Below are 14,404 nucleotides of genomic sequence, written 5' to 3' on the forward strand. Positions count from 1 at the left end.
ATCACTCACCTTTATTCATGGCCGTTTTTTCAGCCGGACTTATAAAGCCTTCAAATATGACCAATGCAGCACCGATACAAATTGCTGTATCGGCGATGTTAAATGTCGGGAAATGCCAGTTATTGACGTGGAAATCAATAAAGTCGATCACCGCGCCATGCACCATACGATCAAATAAGTTACCTAATGCCCCACCGATAATCAGAGCATAAGCGCAATTGAGTAAACGCTGCTTGGCAGTAGAACGATACATCAGCACCATTAATATAACTGAAATACCGATAGCTATTCCGGCAAAGAACCAACGCTGCCAGCCACTTTTATCCGCAAGGAAGCTAAATGCTGCGCCAAAGTTCTGCGCGTAGGTCAGGTTGAAAAAAGGAATCAGTGGCACAGACTCATACAGCGCAAAGTGGGTCATAACCCACTGTTTGCTGCTGAGATCGACAATTACCACCAGTACAGCCAGCCATAACCAGCGCAATCCGGTCGAACAAATAGGTTTACTCATTAGGCGTACTTACGCTCTTCACCGTCGCCGGCAACGTTAGTGACACAGCGGCCGCACAGGTCAGCATGTTCCGCTACCAAACCGATGTCTTGAGTGTAGTGCCAGCAACGCGGACACTTCTCACCATCAGCTTTATTAAAGGTAATTTTCAGCCCAGAAATCAGCTCGCTTTGCAGTGCATCATCACCGGCATCGGCATAATCTGCGACTTTGGCCGCTGACGTCAGCAACACAAAACGTAGCTCATCTTGCAAGCTATTCAGACGTGAAGCCAGCTCCGGTGTAGCAAATAGTGTCACAGCAGCTTCTAACGAACCGCCGATACGTTTATCGCTACGCGCTTGCTCCAGTACCTTGTTGACTTCACCACGCACTTTTAATAGCTCAGCCCAGAAAGTATCGTTCATACTTTCATCGCCCGCCAACCCGAACAGACCGTCATACCACTCTTCCGTGAAGACATACTGTGGACGCTCACCCGGCATTTCGTTCCAGATTTCGTCTGCGGTAAAGGACATGATCGGTGCCATCCAGCGAACCAAAGCTTCGGCAATATGGAACAGTGCTGTCTGACAGCTACGGCGCGCAACGCTATCGCCTTTCGCGGTGTACTGGCGGTCTTTAATGATATCGAGATAGAACGACCCCATTTCAACCGAGCAGAACTGCATCAGGCGCTGTACTACCAAGTGGAAGTCGTAGTCTTCGTACGCTTCCATAATCTCGGCTTGTGCAGCTTGCGCACGGCCTACAGCCCAGCGGTCTACTACTACCATCTCTTCAGGTTTCACCTGATGCAACGCCGGATCAAATCCATTCAGGTTAGCCAACAAGAAGCGCGCAGTATTACGAATACGGCGATAAGAGTCAGCAGAGCGTTTCAGAATTTCATCAGAAACAGCGATTTCACCGGTGTAATCGGTTGACGCGACCCACAGACGCAGGATGTCGCCACCCAATTTATTCATCACATCTTGCGGGCTGATAGTATTACCGATGGATTTGGACATTTTACGCCCCTGGCCATCCACGGTGAAACCATGAGTCAGTACCTGACGATAAGGCGCTTTACCCTTCATCGCAGTCGCAATCATCAGTGAGGACATAAACCATCCGCGATGTTGGTCAGAACCTTCCAGATACATATCTGGGCTATGACCACCAAACTCTGGGCGAGCATCGACTACCGAAGAGTGGGTTGAACCGGAGTCAAACCATACGTCCAGAGTATCTGGAACTTTAACGTAATCAGCTGCATCAGCACCCAAAATCTCCGCCGGATCCAGATCCCACCAGGCTTGAATACCGTCTTGTTCTACACGCTTGGCTACTTCTTCCATCAGCTCAGTGCTACGTGGGTGAAGCGCTTCAGTCTCTTTATGCACAAACAGAGACATTGGTACGCCCCAAGTACGCTGGCGCGAGATACACCAATCTGGACGATTTGCTACCATGGTTTCGATACGCGCCTGACCCCAATCAGGGATCCACTGCACACCTTTGATCTCTTCCAGAGACTGCTTACGCAGACCTTTCTGATCCATGCTGATAAACCATTGCGGGGTAGCACGGAAGATGATGGGTGTTTTATGACGCCAGCAACATGGATAGCTGTGAACCAGTTTTTCAACTTTCAGCAATGCGCCTTTTTCGCGCAGCAACTCAACAATCACATCATTGGCTTTAAAGACAAACATGCCATCCAGTGTTGGATAAGTCCCCGCCAGATAGCAGCCGTTCGGGCCAACCGGGTTAGCCACTTCCAAACCATACTTCTGACCGATAACAAAGTCATCTGGGCCGTGGCCTGGTGCCGTATGAACTGCGCCAGTACCAGCATCCAGTGTGACGTGGTCGCCCAATATTGCTGGAACATCGAAGCCCATAAACGGGTGATTGAAGCGCAGCAGTTCCAGATCAGCACCTTTGCAGCTACCCAATACCGTCCACTCAGCAATGCCAGCACGCTTCATGACGCTTTCAACCAGATCTTCTGCCAGAATCAGACATTCGCCTTCAACCTGCACCAACTGATAGTTGTATTCAGCATTCAGTGAAATTGCACGGTTCGCAGGTAAGGTCCACGGCGTGGTAGTCCAAATAACCAGCGAAATCGGGCCATTAACATTCGTTGCACCGAATTTAGCACTCACAACAGCCACATCGACCGCGTTAAAACGCACATCAATGGAAGGCGAGGTTTTGTCGTAATATTCGACTTCAGCTTCAGCCAGGGACGAACCGCAATCAGTACACCAGTGCACTGGCTTCGCGCCTTTATGCAAGTGACCGTTATCAATGATTTTGCTTAACGCACGAATGATATTGGCTTCGGTTTTGAAATCCATCGTCAGGTAAGGATGGTCCCAATCGCCCAACACACCCAGACGGATGAAATCTTTCTTCTGGCCTTCAACTTGCTCCGCTGCGTATTTACGGCAGGCGGCACGGAACTCCGCGGCACTGACTTTTTCGCCCGGCTTCCCAATTAATTGTTCAACTTTTAACTCGATCGGCAGGCCGTGGCAGTCCCAACCTGGAATATAAGGTGAGTCGTAGCCGGACATTCCTTTCGCTTTAACAATAATATCTTTGAGAATTTTGTTAACAGAGTGACCAATGTGAATGTTGCCGTTCGCATAAGGAGGGCCATCGTGCAAAATAAAGGTCTTTTTACCCTTTTTGGCTGTACGAATAATCCCGTACAGATCCTGCTCATACCAACGTTTCAGCATGTCAGGTTCACGCTTAGCCAGATCGCCGCGCATCGGGAACCCTGTTTCAGGTAAATTCAGGGTATTCTTGTAGTCACTCATTAGATTCTCGGTTCCGTTTCGGCTAGAAATATTAAACCGGTGTCTTTAGCCCGAAAAATGTTCGGGCCGTCACCACATCATTGGCGATTTGCTGTTTCAACGCATCGAGCGAAGCAAAACGCTGTTCGTTGCGCAGTTTTGCGCGGAGCACCACATCAATATGGCGCCCATAAAGATCCATAGTTACATCGAGCAGATGAACCTCTAGCTGCTGGCGAACACCCGCAACGGTAGGCCGAGTGCCAATATTGGCAACACCGGGTAATGGCTTTGGACCCAAGCCATAGACCTCAACCGCATACACTCCTTTTACTGGAGCAACTAAACGTTTTAACGGCAAATTCGCCGTGGGGAAACCTATCGTCCGCCCCAGTTCGTCACCGTGAACCACTCGACCGGAAATACTGTATGGGTGACCAAGCAGAGTCTCAGCCAGCACCAGATCATCGTCATAAAGCGCCTGACGAATCGCCGTACTACTAATACGCAATCCACCATCACAAAAGCTATCGGTGCTGATAACATCAAAACCAAATTCAGCACCGGCTTGTTGTAACAGTTGAAAATCCCCCTGACGCCCTGCGCCGAAGCGGAAATCATCACCAACAGTTAAAAACTTAACACCCAACTTCTCTACCAGCAACTGGGCAACAAAAGCTTGCGCAGTATTGGCTGCAAAACGCGGATCAAATTTAACGCACAATAGATAGTCAACACCGGCTTTCGCCAGATATCTGGCTTTATCGCGTAAACGCGTCAATCGAGCTGGTGCTTTATCCGCTGCAAACAATTCCAGTGGTTGCGGTTCAAATATCATTACCATAACGGGCAGCCCCAAACGCTGACCTTCGCGCTTTAACTGCTCCAATAAGGCCTGATGTCCGCGATGGACACCATCAAAGTTACCGATAGTTAGCACGCAACCATGGTGGCGTGCCCGGATATTATGTATACCGCGAATTAGCTCCATAGCTGGCTCAAAACAGTGGAAATCGCCGGATTATACCTTGTACAGCGGTTAAGGTTAACCCGCGATTGGCACCTTTAACCGAAAGTCATACCATTTTACGAAAATTACGCAGGTAAAATCCCTTTTACTGACTTTATCCTGTAGAATACGCACGCCGTTGAATACAGAAGCAGGCTGAGATCTTTACAAGAACCACCGTCGAATCCCTTCAAGGCAGTGAACTGTGGAATTTTCTTTCGAAAGACTGTATTCCACAGCGCGAAGCTGGTAAAATCCCGCTCCATCACAACGTAGCAAGTGCCGCCCGTACAAACGGCGCTTATTTGCACAAATCCATTGACAAACGAAGGCTAAAAGGGCATATTCCTTGGCCTTTGAATTGTCCTCAATAGAATATATTTGGGAGTTGGACCTTGGCTAATATCAAATCAGCTAAGAAACGCGCCGTACAGTCTGAGAAACGCCGCAAGCATAACGCTAGCCGTCGCTCAATGGTGCGTACCTTCATTAAGAAGGTGTATGCGGCAATCGCAGCTGGCGATAAAGACACAGCGCAAAAAGCATTTAATGAGATGCAACCAATCGTGGATCGTCAGTCCAGTAAAGGCCTGATCCACAAAAACAAAGCAGCGCGCCATAAGTCAAACTTGGCAGCGCAAATCAACGCAATGCAGTAATGCATTACGTTGGCTGCTTCGTAAAAAGACCGGCCTAGGCCGGTTTTTTTATATCTAGAATTTGGCTAACTCATCAAATCGCAAAATGTATCTTGTCTTCAAGTAACCTGTAGCTATGCAATTTTCGACTTGAACCAATCGGTCTAACCGCTAAAAAGCGCGGAAAAATCTTTGTTACATACCCGCTGCACTGCGGGATGTTGAATCATCCGCTCAGCGAAAATAACGTAATACTCTTCCTGTACATTGTCTAAACGACCAATCTCGACAATTTCATCATCTTTGCCATAGGTGTCTGCTGCGTAGAGTGTCGGAGCAACAAAAATAGCGTTGTTATAGATAGCAAACGCTTTCATTAACGCCGCATCATCAAATTCCCCCAAGATTTCCACTTGTAGTCCTTTGCTGTTAATCCAGTTTAATAATTTACGCCCCAACATTGAGCGACGACCCGGGACCAACAACCGTTTTTGTTGCAAACACGCGGGGAAAGGCAAATCAGGAATTGGCTGACGACAGTAAAAACTGACACTGCACTCGCCGAGTTTTACTGAAAATAACCCTTCTTGCTGACTGGAATCAACTGGGCAGTCAGATAGAATCATATCCAACTTATGCTGACTCAACTGTTCCAGTAACATTTCATGAGTAGATTCAAAACAGCGTAAATGAATCTTTTCATGATCCACCACTGCAGTTTCCAATACCTGGCTAACTAAGCGCTTGGATAATGCATCAGCTACGCCAACATCAAATAACAAGTTGGATTCTTTGCGATAGTTAACGATATCCAACATTTCATGGCTGAGCATGAACATCTTATCGGCGTAACGAAAGACCAATTGCCCTAATTCTGATGGCACCAGCCCACGCCCCTGACGTTTAAATAATTTCCCGCCCAGGCGCTCCTCTAATGCTTTAATTTGCCCAGTAATAGTTTGTGGCGTTAGAAATAAAGCCTCAGCAGCCCCGACAACAGAGCCTTCCTTGCAAACTTGCCAAAAATAATAAAGATGATTGAAATTGATGTGCGACATTCGCATGTTGTTATCCCCTTAACATATCGGCGAGCCAGCCAGACCCCATGCACGACTAAACGTTCCCTGTTCTGAGACTTCACAAACGGTAAGCCTGGAAATCCATCAGGTAGAACGCCAGTGCCATTCGTAAAGGCACTGGTCATTCAAATATTGAATCAGTGCGTTATTTTTTTCTTCGCTGGCAAGGCCAGACGCAGCAAGCTATATCCAACAATTGCTGCAGTAGTCGAACCCAACAATATGCCTAATTTAGAATAGGTTGTCAGAGCAATATCTGCGCCTTCAAATGCCAGTGAAGCGATAAATATCGACATTGTGAAACCGATACCGCATAACACTGATACAGCAAAAATCTGCTTAAAATTAATTGCATCAGGTAGCTTAGCAACGCCTAACTTAACCGCGAGCCAACTAAAGAGGAAAATCCCCAGAGGCTTACCAATAAATAGCCCGCTGGCAATCCCCAGAGGCAATAATGATGTTAAGCCAGAGATTGAAACGCCTTGCAATGAAACTCCCGCATTGGCAAATGCAAATAACGGCAGTATCAAATAGGCTACCCAAGGGTGCAAGCCATGTTCCAGTGATTCCGATGGCGAACGCTTCTCTTGAGTGTGCAGTGGTATCATAAAACCAACAATCACACCGGCTAAGGTCGCGTGTACTCCAGATTTTAGAATGCAGACCCACAGTACCAATCCAACTAACAGGTAAGCCGATGTCTTCCCCACTCCACGCCAGTTCATATAACCCAATAGCGCAATAGCCGCCGCCGCGATCCCCAAGGCTTGTAGTGAGACTTCGTGGGTATAGAACAACGCAATAATAATGATGACACCCAAGTCATCAATGATGGCCAGTGCCAGTAAAAAGACTTTCAGGCTGGTTGGAACGCGGTTCCCCAGTAATGCCATGACACCCAGGGCAAAAGCAATGTCAGTTGCAGCAGGAATCGCCCACCCTTGACGGGTAACTTCATCAGCCCCATTAAACAGTAAATAAATCAAGGCCGGAGCTAACATACCGCCTAAGGCGGCAATTGCTGGGAAAACAGCTTTATCACGCCCAGCCAGTGAGCCTTCCATCAATTCACGCTTAACTTCCAAGCCGACGACCAGAAAGAATATCGCCATTAGGCCATCATTGATCCACAGCAACAGCGGTTTACTGATATCCAGTGATGCTATTTTGACTGATACCGGTACCTCAAGAAATGACTGATAAAACCCTTGTAGTGGGGTGTTGGCCATGAATAAAGCCACAACAGCAGCAAAAATCAAAATCAGGCCACCCGCAGCCTCTTGCCGTAAAAATTGACGAATCATGTTTGTCACAATGAATGACTCCCTTAAATCAGACAGTGAGCTTGTGCTCAACAAATTAATTCGTAGATTCTAGGATAATCATTAACTCGAAAAAAGTCGTTTTTATTGCATTGAATGATCGGATAAACCGAGTTATTAGTGATTTACATCACACCATTTAATGAGACTCAGATGAAAAAAATCCCCGAACTTCTTCGAGGATTTTTATTTTTCTATTTTATTAGCAAGTTAGCTAATAATTAACGGGTTAAGTCATCAAAGAATTTCTTAACGCCGTCTAAGAAGCTTTTAGAGCGAGGGCTGTTTTTCTCGCCCGCAACACCAACAAAACTTTCTTCCAGTTCACGCAGCAATTGCTTTTGTTTTTCACTCAGATGCACTGGCGTTTCAACCACAACGCGGCAGAGTAAGTCACCCTGACTACCACCACGTACAGATTTGACCCCTTTCCCACGCATACGGAACAGTTTGCCAGTTTGCGTTTCCGCAGGCACTTTCAGCTTAACTCGTCCATCCAACGTCGGGACTTCAATCTCGCCGCCCAAGGCCGCCATGGCAAAGTTAATCGGCACTTCACAATACAGGTTATTGCCTTCACGTTCGAAGATTGGGTGCGCTTTGACTTGCACCTGAACGTACAGATCACCTGCTGGTGCGCCATGCTCGCCTGCTTCGCCTTCACCGCTCAAACGAATACGGTCACCGGTATCAACACCTGCTGGAATTTTAACCGACAGTGTTTTTGACTTCTCAACCCGGCCATGCCCATGACATTTGTTGCATGGATCTTTAATGATTTGACCGCTGCCATGACAAGTAGGACACGCCTGCTGCACAGTGAAGAACCCTTGGCGCATATGCACCTGACCTGCACCACGGCAAGTCGAACACGTTACCGGAGAACTGCCCGGTTTAGCACCGCTACCATGGCAAACATCACATTCATTTAGCGTTGGGATGCGGATTTCTTTAGTCACACCGCGTACCGCTTCTTCCAGTGTCAGATCCATGTTATAGCGCAGATCTGAACCACGGGAAGATCGCTGACGACGGCCACCACCAAAGATATCACCGAAAACATCACCAAAAATGTCAGTAAAATCAGCACCGCCACCGCCAAAACCGCCGCCGCCCATACCACCTTGCTCAAAGGCGGCATGGCCATACTGATCGTAGGCTGCACGCTTTTGTGGATCGGTCAGAATTTCGTAGGCTTCCTTAACTTCTTTGAAATTTTCGCCGGTATCGTTCTCGTCCTGATTACGGTCCGGGTGATACTTTACCGCCAGGCGTTTATAGGCCTTTTTGATCTCACGTTCATCGGCGTCCTTTTTAACGCCTAAAACCTCGTAATAATCTCTCTTCGCCATTCTCTTTTTTCCTACCCTTAACATGCGTGCACGGGCGTAGAGTTTCCTCGACGCCCGTGCTGGTTTCCAGCAACAGTAAGGCCTACCACTGCTGTGCCCGCTTAAGGGCAATTATTTTTTATCTTTCACTTCTTCGAATTCGGCGTCTACCACGTCGTCTTCTTTTTTGGCACTGGTATCACCAGCATCACCGCCTGCGGCAGCTTGCTGTTGCTGAGCCATTTCCAGCAATTTGCCAGAAACTTGTACCAGAGCCTGAGTTTTAGCTTCTATCTCTGCTTTATCTTCGCTTTTCAGCGCCGCTTCGAGTGCTTTCACTGCATCTTCGATAGCAGTTTTATCTTCTGCTGGCAGCTTGTCACCGGCTTCTTCCAACTGTTTACGAGTACCGTGAATCAGATGGTCAGCTTGGTTACGGGTCTGAACCAGCTCTTCAAACTTACGGTCTGCTTCAGCGTTAGCTTCAGCATCGCGAACCATTTTCTGGATCTCTTCCTCGTTCAAACCAGAAGATGCCTTGATGGTAATCTTCTGCTCACGACCGGTATTTTTGTCTTTAGCAGACACATGCAAAATACCGTCGGCGTCAATATCGAAGGTCACTTCGATTTGCGCCATGCCGCGAGGTGCCGGCTGGATACCGTCCAGATTGAACTGACCCAGAGACTTGTTATCCTGAGCACGTTTACGCTCACCCTGAAGCACATGGATGGTTACCGCAGACTGGTTATCTTCCGCAGTAGAGAACACCTGGCTGTGCTTGGTTGGGATAGTGGTATTTTTAGTGATAAGCGGAGTCATCACACCACCCATGGTTTCAATACCCAGTGACAGTGGGGTAACGTCCAACAACAGAACGTCTTTCACTTCACCAGACAGAACACCACCCTGTACTGCCGCACCAATCGCTACAGCTTCATCTGGGTTAACGTCTTTACGTGGTTCTTTACCGAAGAAATCAGCAACTTTCTTCTGAACCATTGGCATACGAGTCTGACCACCCACCAGGATAACGTCCTGGATGTCGGAAACAGACAAGCCAGCATCCTGCAGAGCCACTTTCAGTGGTTCAATAGAACGATTGACTAAATCTTCTACCAGTGACTCCAACTTAGCGCGGGTCACTTTGATGTTCATGTGTTTTGGACCACTGCCATCCGCCGTGATATACGGCAGGTTAACGTCGGTCTGCTGAGCAGAAGACAACTCGATTTTCGCTTTTTCAGCTGCTTCTTTCAGGCGTTGCATTGCCAGTGGATCGGTACGCAGATCCATACCCTGGTCTTTCTTGAATTCTTCAACCAAATAGTTGATCAAGCGGCTATCGAAGTCTTCACCCCCCAAGTGGGTATCACCGTTGGTTGCCAGAACTTCAAAGGTTTTTTCGCCATCAACTTCGTCGATTTCGATAATTGAGATATCGAAAGTACCACCACCGAGGTCATAAACCGCGATAGTACGGTTACCGACTTCTTTATCCAGGCCGTATGCTAATGCAGCAGCAGTTGGTTCGTTGATGATACGTTTTACTTCCAGACCGGCGATACGGCCAGCATCTTTAGTTGCCTGACGCTGAGCATCGTTGAAGTATGCAGGTACAGTGATAACCGCTTCAGTTACTGGTTCGCCCAGATAATCTTCAGCCGTTTTCTTCATTTTCTTCAGCACTTCAGCAGAGATCTGCGGTGGTGCAATTTTTTGGCCTTTAACTTCTAACCAAGCGTCACCATTATCTGCTGCGATAATTTTGTACGGCATGATGTCTTTATCACGCTGTGCTTCTTCGTCTTGGAAACGACGACCAATCAAACGCTTGATGGCAAACAATGTATTTTGTGGGTTAGTGACAGCCTGACGTTTAGCCGGTTGACCAACCAGAGTTTCACCATCTTGGGTATAAGCGATGATAGAAGGCGTGGTGCGATCACCTTCGCTGTTTTCCAGCACGCGTGCTTTAGTACCATCCATAATTGCTACACAAGAGTTGGTAGTACCCAAGTCGATACCAATAATTTTACCCATCTAAAACGCCTCCACTAAAAAGTCATATTCGGTCAAGTTACTAATCTATATGTGGGCGAATTGTTTCTTTTCAACTGCCCGTATTTTCATAATCAATGTTTTCATACCCAGCATTCTACTGATGTATGCCTCCGCTGATTCGTGATTAGTCCCTGCGGTTGGGAATAAGATGGGGCCATGAAACGCAGCATCAAGGGGGGAGATGAAAAAAAATTACTTTTTATCACCCTCGAGATCATTGTTTCCAATCGCACAGATCATTATGATGCCGCGCGCACTGAGGGAATAGACGACTTTTTAGTCATTCAGGCGCTTTATACTTATTCGGATATTTATCCATTATTTTTAGCAATCTGTTATTACAGAGGACTTATGAACACCACCAAGTTGGCGAATCCTGGCCCATTAGGCCTGATGGGTTTTGGGATGACCACCGTCTTGCTTAACCTGCACAACGCAGGCTTCTTCCCCCTGACCTCTGTTATTTTGAGTATGGGGATATTTTATGGCGGTCTGGCACAAATTCTGGCAGGTATGCTGGAATATAAGAAGGGTAACACCTTTGCAGCCACTGCATTTACCTCTTATGGCGCATTTTGGCTAAGTTTAGTTGGTTTGTTGATGCTGCCTAAAATGGGTATGGCGGAAGCAACTGATGCACAATTCCTCGGCGTTTATTTAGGTTTATGGGGCATCTTCACACTGTTTATGTTCTTCGGTACTTTGCCAGCTAACCGTGCTTTGCAGTTTGTTTTCGGTAGCCTGACGCTACTGTTTGCTCTGCTGGCAGTCGGTAACTTTACCGGTAACCATTCGCTACTGGTTTTCGCCGGCTTCGAAGGTATCATCTGTGGCGCAAGCGCAATTTATCTGGCAATGGCGGAAGTATTGAACGAACAATACGGCCGCACAGTATTACCTATCGGTGAACCAAGCCCGGCTTTACGAGTACAACCTGTAGTTTAACTACAGTTCGCCCCGCAAACTTGCATTAAACGGCCCTCTGAATATTTATGTTCAGGGGCTTTTTTTATGCTTATTTAACACTTATAAAATAAAATTAATTATGTGCTTAAAATTAACAATATAAAATAATTAAATAGAATAATGAAAATAGATAAAGTAAATAAAAAACACATCATATAACATCAATATCCCGTAGGTAATATGAAGTATTAAAATTAAATATACTTAAGGACAAGCCTATGAAAATAATCATAAAACTATTAATAAGCGCTATACTAATAATATCTAACCCCATTTATTCAGATGAGGGAAATATCTGTTTTTATGAGTTTGATAATTTTGGCGGGGAGTCATTTTGCTCGGTAGAGGGTGAAAAAAAATCTGCTTATAATGGAGGGTTTGATAATAAAATAGAATCAATTTCTGTCCCATCAGGTATGATTATTACCCTTTATGATGACATTGACTACTCCGGCAATAAATTAATATTAAAGAATGACATTAATCTACAGAAACTAAAATCATCAGGGTTTTATAAAAAAATAAACTCATACCAAATAGCACCTGCTATTTGTTTTTATACCGAAGATGAGTTTCAAGGAAACAGCACTTGCTTAGCGTCAAATCAACAAATAGATTTTTATCACGATACTGAAGCAATCATTGAATCTGATAGAAAAATACTACCTATTTATAATGATAGTATTCAATCCATCACAGTACCCCAAGGGATGATTGCAACAATCTACAAAAATGATGATTTCCACCCTCCTTTTTTCAAGTTAACAGAAAGTATCACAGATAATAATTTAAAATCACTGGAAATGAGTGATGCAATTTCTGGCATCAAGGTATCACAAAGTAAAGGCCTAAGTTGCGATCAACAGTGTGTCATTGTAAATAGCCATAAAATACAACTTCCTGAAGTATTTGGTGAATATTGGAATGATGAACGACTGAAAAATAAACAAGTGTTGTTAGTATTTAATAGTAAAGATATCGGTGAAAACGATAATTTTGATATCCAGTTCTTTAGTAGCCCGGCAATTAGTATACATAAGAGATTCATAACATTCTCAGATCACCGCATGGTCGATAAATTCTATTTTGAGCGTTACAAATACAACGACAGCTTATCATTTATTATTCAAATTCAAAAAGATACTGTTGAAGTGCAATATATCCAGACATTGAGTCATTATTTGGTAGATGTTTCCCCTATTATCTCTTTTGCCAGAGACACTGAGATTAGCACTCCTCAAGAGATAATAATAACCAACTATAATAAAAATAATCCTTTAGTGCTCGAAAAATCTATTCTAACCGCTGATACAGGAGAGCAAAACTGGGAAAAAAGAGATTTAACACAAACAAGTAAAATAATATGTGCTTTTACGCCTTTTTTAAATATCTATAATTATCTTATACAAGGTAAATGCCAACAATTAGATGGCCTAGTATTTAGCGCACATGCTTTTTTCAATAGTAGTACCAAAGGAAAAACATTGCATATTGCCGGAAAAAGTAGTCCACTTAAACAAAACACGCTCCAAAAAGTTGAGTCTATAGCACCTGAAGGTGTTGATAATCATATGACTTTGACTTATATCGATAATAATAAACATCGTCATTCTCTGAGCCTCCCTGCTACCGCCAAAACCTGCATGGTTCCCCTCCACTCTTTACTAAATTCTCGCCCAACACGCCAAATAAGACCTCAATGTATTGATTGGACATTGGAAGTCATGACTGATTTTACCTTTTTATTCGGTCATAACTTAGAAACTTGGAATACAGCATTTTTTGGCAGAGTAATAGACTCTATCATTCGTACAGGAAGCACTGGTACAGTGGTAGAAGATCAAGAGGTGGAAAATAGATTAATCCAAGCTGTAAAAGAAAAAATAACCGATAAAACAACCAATAATTCCTTTGCGGATATTAAAACTGCTTTTGATTACGCTCAGCTTAGTTATCTATCCTATAGCTTTTATTCCTCTTCTGATGAACCTCCGTCGCGGGTGGAACTCTTACCGTTAGGTATTTATGAGTTGCTATTAGAGAATTTTATATACACACATACTACTCCAATAATAATTTCACAGGGTGAACCCGTTGAGCAAGCTGAATTAGAATTTGAAATAGAAATACTCCCAACACTAACACTCATGGAAGAATCAAAGCTTTCAGATGCCGAGGTTAGGAATGCCAAAGCTATGCGGAGAAAGCTGAATGAAACCATTGATCAATGGGAGCATCAGTATGAGCAAGGATACTCAGCTCAAGGCGCCATGATGGATGAAAATAGTGACGCCTTCACTAGACTACTTAATGCCGGAAATATTGTGACGGGGATTATCAAGCGAAGACTTAGGCTTCATCGCCCCGGAGAGATCTATGTGGTCGTCAAACTGCAAGGAAGAATTATTGCGATTATTCTTGCCGACCGATTTAACCGTGAAGATGAAGTTGAGCTGGTTGCATCAGCCACACAACCAGACTTTGTCCTACATCCCGAACGTGAAGGTACAGTCAGAGGCGCAGGCACAGCCGCCGTTCGAGCGTTAGGACGATATTTGCAACAACAAGGTGCCAGAACATTATATTCTGAAGTCATTTCTCAGCCCTCGGCTCGCGTCAAGCAGAAGGTCGGTTTTAATTTTAAAGGTGAGTTTTAAATCATCTAAAAATAGCCCAAGTTTTATGG

Annotated in this window: 10 protein-coding genes; 3 read left to right on the forward strand and 7 right to left on the reverse strand. The window is 45.1% G+C overall.

The genetic code is table 11. The features are described from left to right. Position 1: 1 nt before the first annotated feature. The 3 genes from lspA to ribF are packed head-to-tail and all read right to left on the reverse strand — an operon-like array spanning position 2 to position 4,297. Complete coding sequence (gene lspA / locus ACF3VQ_RS17605) at positions 2 to 511, reverse strand: signal peptidase II (protein ID WP_392432341.1); 510 nt, start codon at positions 509 to 511, stop codon at positions 2 to 4. Next, positions 511 to 3,327 (reverse strand): isoleucine--tRNA ligase, encoded by a 2,817-nt coding sequence (ileS, locus tag ACF3VQ_RS17610; protein WP_392432342.1) that lies wholly within the window; start codon positions 3,325 to 3,327, stop codon positions 511 to 513. Before ileS ends, lspA begins: the two co-directional genes overlap by 1 nt. 31 nt (positions 3,328 to 3,358) lie before the next feature. After that, positions 3,359 to 4,297, reverse strand: coding sequence for a bifunctional riboflavin kinase/FAD synthetase (ribF, locus tag ACF3VQ_RS17615; protein WP_392432343.1), 939 nt, complete (start codon positions 4,295 to 4,297; stop codon positions 3,359 to 3,361). 413 nt (positions 4,298 to 4,710) lie between these two features. On the opposite strand from ribF, the gene rpsT reads away from it, so the two are divergent. Then, positions 4,711 to 4,974, forward strand: a complete 264-nt coding sequence (gene rpsT / locus ACF3VQ_RS17620) for a 30S ribosomal protein S20 (protein WP_019080555.1) — start codon at positions 4,711 to 4,713, stop codon at positions 4,972 to 4,974. A gap of 143 nt (positions 4,975 to 5,117) precedes the next feature. Here rpsT and nhaR read toward each other — a convergent pair whose 3' ends face one another. The 4 genes from nhaR to dnaK all read right to left on the reverse strand — a co-directional run bounded on the left by nhaR (position 5,118) and on the right by dnaK (position 10,731). Then, positions 5,118 to 6,017, reverse strand: a complete 900-nt coding sequence (nhaR, locus tag ACF3VQ_RS17625; RefSeq protein ID WP_392432344.1) for a transcriptional activator NhaR — start codon at positions 6,015 to 6,017, stop codon at positions 5,118 to 5,120. Between the two features lie 152 nt (positions 6,018 to 6,169). After that, positions 6,170 to 7,348: a Na+/H+ antiporter NhaA gene (nhaA, locus tag ACF3VQ_RS17630; protein ID WP_392432345.1), complete on the reverse strand. Its 1,179-nt coding sequence runs from the start codon at positions 7,346 to 7,348 to the stop codon at positions 6,170 to 6,172. Positions 7,349 to 7,578: 230 nt separating this feature from the next. After that, positions 7,579 to 8,709 carry a molecular chaperone DnaJ gene (gene dnaJ, locus ACF3VQ_RS17635; protein ID WP_392432346.1) on the reverse strand — a complete coding sequence of 377 codons (1,131 nt, stop codon included), beginning with the start codon at positions 8,707 to 8,709 and terminating at the stop codon, positions 7,579 to 7,581. A gap of 111 nt (positions 8,710 to 8,820) precedes the next feature. Next, on the reverse strand, positions 8,821 to 10,731 hold the full coding sequence (gene dnaK / locus ACF3VQ_RS17640) for a molecular chaperone DnaK (protein WP_019080558.1): 1,911 nt from the start codon (positions 10,729 to 10,731) through the stop codon (positions 8,821 to 8,823). A 372-nt stretch (positions 10,732 to 11,103) separates the two neighbouring features. Here dnaK and satP point away from each other — a divergent pair, with 372 nt between their 5' ends. Together satP and ACF3VQ_RS17650 are read left to right on the forward strand one after the other, a co-directional pair. Then, positions 11,104 to 11,697: an acetate uptake transporter gene (satP, locus tag ACF3VQ_RS17645; RefSeq protein WP_392432347.1), complete on the forward strand. Its 594-nt coding sequence runs from the start codon at positions 11,104 to 11,106 to the stop codon at positions 11,695 to 11,697. 239 nt (positions 11,698 to 11,936) lie between these two features. Then, the gene (locus tag ACF3VQ_RS17650) at positions 11,937 to 14,375 is read left to right on the forward strand and encodes a peptidase inhibitor family I36 protein (RefSeq protein WP_392432348.1); all 2,439 of its coding nucleotides are present in this window, start codon (positions 11,937 to 11,939) and stop codon (positions 14,373 to 14,375) included. Positions 14,376 to 14,404: the final 29 nt, after the last annotated feature.

The organism is Yersinia fenwicki (genome assembly GCF_043099325.1).
Classification (GTDB): Bacteria; Pseudomonadota; Gammaproteobacteria; order Enterobacterales; family Enterobacteriaceae; genus Yersinia.